Origin of the sequence: Protofrankia sp. Cr1, assembly GCF_963555865.1 — a bacterium.
Lineage (GTDB): Bacteria > Actinomycetota > Actinomycetes > Frankiales > Frankiaceae > Protofrankia.
This window is the reverse complement of record NZ_CAUVXO010000285.1, coordinates 2,012-5,979: the sequence shown is the minus strand read 5'-3', so window position 1 is coordinate 5,979 and position 3,968 is coordinate 2,012. Positions and strand designations below refer to the sequence as shown.

The 3,968-nt window shown below is 66.6% G+C and carries 3 protein-coding genes; 2 read left to right on the top strand and 1 reads right to left on the bottom strand.

Annotated features, from left to right (window positions below):
* The coding region (locus U9980_RS19100) for a M4 family metallopeptidase (protein ID WP_322769172.1) at nt 1-963 on the bottom strand (963 nt) is incomplete at its 3' end.
* Nucleotides 964-1,189: 226 nt separating this feature from the next.
* Between U9980_RS19100 and coaE the strand changes: the two genes are divergently transcribed.
* Both coaE and uvrB read left to right on the top strand, forming a co-directional pair.
* Nucleotides 1,190-1,783, top strand: coding sequence for a dephospho-CoA kinase (gene coaE, locus U9980_RS19095; protein WP_322769171.1), 594 nt, complete (start codon nt 1,190-1,192; stop codon nt 1,781-1,783).
* A gap of 42 nt (nt 1,784-1,825) precedes the next feature.
* Nucleotides 1,826-3,968 (top strand): excinuclease ABC subunit UvrB (uvrB, locus tag U9980_RS19090; RefSeq protein ID WP_322769170.1); only part of this gene is annotated, 2,143 nt, incomplete at its 3' end.

Here is a 3,968-nt window from a genome sequence, read left to right as displayed (position 1 = left end):
GGCCCGGAACGTGGAGTTCGGCCGCAGCTGCGGCGCCCGTAGCGTGTCGTACCAGATGAGCCCCGCCTTCTCCCACGCCTTGCCGCCGATGGCCGCCGCGGCGAGGTAGAAGGCATGGTTGGGGATGCCGGAGTTGATGTGTACACCGCCGTTGTCGGTCGTGGTGCGCAGGTAGTGGTCCATATGGCCGGGCTGGTCGTCGGCCCCGAGTACCGGATCGTCGAACGCCGTTCCAGGTTCCTTCATGGACCGCAGCGCGACCCCGGCCACACCGGGTGCGAGCAGATCCGCACCGATCAGCCAGTCGGCCTCCTCGACGGTCTGGCCCAGCGCGTACTGCTTGACGAGTGAGCCGAAAACGTCGCTGACAGACTCGTTGAGGGCGCCGGGCTGGTTGAAGTACATCAGCTGCGCCTCATCCTCGGTCACGCCGTGTGTCAGCTCGTGTCCGATGATGTCCAGCGAGGTGGTGAAGCCCTTGAACATCTCGCCGTCACCGTCGCCGAACACCAGCTGCCGACCATCCCAGAAGGCGTTGTCGTAGTGGTCGCCGTAGTGGACCGTCGCGTGCAGCGCGACTCCCTCGTCGTCGATGGAGTCACGGTCGTAGACGGTCTGGAAGAACGTGAACGTCGAGCCGAGACCGTCGTATGCCTCGTTGACGGCGGCGTCGTCGCTGGCAGTGTCTCCTTCGGTGCGTACCGCCCGTCCCGGCAGGGTCTCGGTGCCGGCGGCGTCACCGATCACCCGGTTGGCTGTTCCAGTCGGCGCCAGCCGGGGCACCAGCGTGCCTTTGGACCCGCCCCGCAGCAGGGCGTTGTGTACGCGCACGGAACGCACCGAGGTGTCGCGGGCCAGCGTGGAAAGCGCCCAGGAGCGCTGGTCGTCGGTGCCGTTGCGCGCGATGCGTTCGAGCATGTGCGGCGGTACGGCGCACGGCGTGCAGCGATGGTACCCAGCCATGACAGACAACCCCCGGAGGACGAATGCGAACGTCGGATCCCGGTCTCGTCGGCCGCGGCGTCACCGAACCGCTGGCCGCAGCGTCACGGACCCACCACAGACCATGACGGATATTACATTATATGTCTACCGTTGTTGTGACTACATTGTTTTTCACTGATATGCCTGGGCCGCACTGCCTGGGCCCTCTATCCGACGAGGCCGGTCATGCGGGAGAATCGGCCCCATGCTGCGGGTGGGGCTGACCGGTGGGATCGGCGCGGGCAAGAGCGCGGTGGCGCGGCTGTTGATTGATCACGGTGCCGTCGTCATCGATGCGGACGCGATCGCCCGGGAGGTCGTCGCCGTCGGTACACCGGGGCTGCGGGCCGTCGTGGACGAGTTCGGGCCGCAGATGCTGTGCGCCGACGGCAGCCTCGATCGGGAGGCGCTCGGGGCTGTCGTGTTCGCGGACCCCGCCGCCCGCCGCCGCCTTGAGGCGATCACACATCCGCTGGTCGGCGCGGAGGCGACCCGTCGCATGGCCGATGCTCCGGCCGACGCGGTGGTCGTGTACGACGTGCCGTTGCTCGTCGAGGCCGGCCTGTCCGGCGGCTACGACGTGATCGTCGTCGTGGTGGCGCCACGCGAGGTCCGCCTTGCCCGCCTGGCCGATCGGGGGCTTGCGCGGGAGCAGGCGCTGGCGCGGATGGCCAACCAGGCGTCGGACTCCGCCCGCCGCGCGGTGGCCGACATCCTCGTGGACAACAGCGGCAGCCCGGAAGATCTTCATGACCAGGTGGCTGAGGTGTGGAAGCGTCTTTCCGCGTCCATCGCGTAGGCCGGACGGAAACTGTCGGACCTCTGTGGTGTTGTAGGACACGTGAGCCCCACTGCCGATCGCCCCGGTAAGGACATCGAGCGTTCGACTGCGCCGTTGCGGGTCGTGTCGGACTTCGAGCCGGCCGGCGACCAGCCGGCCGCGATCGCGGAGCTTGCCCGCCGCGTCCGTGCCGGTGACACCGACATCGTCCTGCTCGGCGCGACCGGTACCGGCAAGTCGGCGACCACCGCGTGGCTCGTTGAGGAGCTGCAGCGCCCGACACTGGTGATGGCGCCCAACAAGACCCTCGCCGCGCAGCTGGCCAACGAGTTCCGGGAGTTGCTGCCGGACAATGCCGTCGAGTACTTCGTGTCGTACTACGACTACTACCAGCCAGAGGCCTATATCGCCCAGACCGACACCTACATCGAGAAGGACTCGTCGATCAACGAGGAGGTCGAGCGGCTGCGCCATTCGGCCACGATGAGCCTGCTCACGCGTAGGGACGTGGTGGTCGTGGCGAGCGTGAGCTGCATCTACGGTCTGGGCACCCCGCAGGAGTACATCGAACGCATGGTCCGGCTGCGGGTCGGGGAGGAGATCGAACGCGACAGGTTGCTGCGCCGGTTCGTCGACGTCCAGTACACCCGCAACGACCTGGCCTTCACCCGTGGGACGTTCCGCGTCCGCGGCGATACCGTCGAGGTGTTTCCCGCCTATGAGGAGCTCGCAGTCCGGATCGAGATGTTCGGGGACGAGATCGAACGGCTGACCTATCTGCATCCGGTGACCGGGGAGATCGTTCGCGACGCGACCGATGTGTTCGTCTTCCCCGCCACCCACTACGTCGCCGGCCCGGAACGGATGGAGCGGGCGATCGCGGGCATTGAGACGGAGCTGACCGAGCGGCTCGCCGAGATGGAGCGCCAGGGAAAGCTGTTGGAGGCCCAGCGGCTGCGGATGCGCACCACCTATGACATCGAAATGATGCGCCAGGTCGGTTTCTGTTCGGGTATCGAGAACTACTCCCGGCATATTGACGGGCGTCCCGCCGGCACGGCGCCGTACACGTTGCTCGACTACTTCCCGGACGACTTCCTGCTGGTCATCGACGAGTCGCACGTCACGGTCCCACAGATCGGCGGGATGTTCGAAGGCGACATGTCCCGCAAACGCAACCTGGTCGAGCACGGCTTCCGGCTGCCCAGCGCCATGGACAACCGGCCGTTGCGTTGGGAGGAGTTCTGCGCACGCATCGGCCAGACGGTGTATCTCTCGGCGACACCGGGGCCATACGAGATGGCCCGTTCCGACGGGGTGGTCGAGCAGATCATCCGTCCGACCGGCCTGCTCGATCCGGAGGTCGTCCTGAAGCCGACCCAGGGTCAGATCGACGACCTTGTCGGCGAGATCCGGACGCGTGCCGAACGTGACGAACGGGTGCTGGTCACGACGTTGACCAAGAAGATGTCCGAGGATCTCACCGACTATCTCCTCGAACTCGGTATCCGTGTCCGCTATCTGCACAGTGAGGTCGACACCCTGCGTCGCATCGAGCTGCTCACGGAGCTGCGCCGGGGCGAGTTCGACGTGCTCGTCGGCATCAACCTGCTGCGGGAGGGTCTGGATCTACCCGAGGTCTCACTGGTCGCCATCCTGGATGCGGACAAGGAGGGCTTCCTGCGGTCGGACAAATCGTTGATCCAGACCATCGGCCGGGCGGCCCGGAACGTCTCCGGTCAGGTGCACATGTACGCCGACAAGGTGACCCCGTCGATGCGCAGGGCCATCGACGAGACGAACCGCCGGCGCGTGAAGCAGATCGCCTACAACACCGAGCGCGGTGTCGACCCGCAACCGTTGCGCAAGAAGGTCATCGACATCCTCGATGACCTTGTGCGGGAGAGCGCAGACGGTGAGATGATCGGCGGTGGTGGTCGCGCACAGTCCCGTGGGAAGGCCTCGGTTCCCGGCATGTCCTCGAAGGGCGCGTCGGGGAAGACCGGTCGGGATGGCGCGGTCGGACGGCACGCGGCGCAGTTGGCGGGGATGCCTCGAGCCGACCTGGCTGCGCTCATCCGCCAGCTCGACGACCAGATGCACGAGGCTGCCAAAGAGCTGCAGTTTGAGCTGGCCGCTCGCCTGCGCGACGAGATCTCCGAGCTGAAGAAGGAACTACGGGGCATGGAAGCAGCCGGAACAT